The organism is Autumnicola tepida (assembly GCF_031846485.1).
GTDB lineage: Bacteria > Bacteroidota > Bacteroidia > Flavobacteriales > Flavobacteriaceae > Autumnicola > Autumnicola tepida.
In genome coordinates, this window is the sequence record NZ_JAVRHQ010000130.1 from 1 (window position 1) to 248 (window position 248).

Here is a 248-nt window from a genome sequence, read left to right on the forward strand (position 1 = left end):
TCTTCTCCAACAGCAACTACATCATTCTGAAGTTCTGGATCTGAAGCATTTTCAAAATGGATATTACTGTCACCTTCCTGGGAAAGCGCCCAGATTGTTACTTCATCACCTTCAGACAATTCCAAACTGAGAAATCTGCCTGTAGCTCCCGATGAATTGATATAAATTCTTCCTTTAAAATCTTCATGTTCATCAATATTTTCATCATAACGGGTAAGATTTACATTGCTGGTGCGCAGGCGATCACT

1 protein-coding gene is annotated in these 248 nt (G+C 39.1%); it reads right to left on the reverse strand.

Features of this window, described 5'->3' with window-relative positions; genetic code table 11:
- Positions 1–248 (reverse strand): hypothetical protein (locus RM553_RS19645; protein WP_311536658.1); only part of this gene is annotated, 248 nt, incomplete at both ends.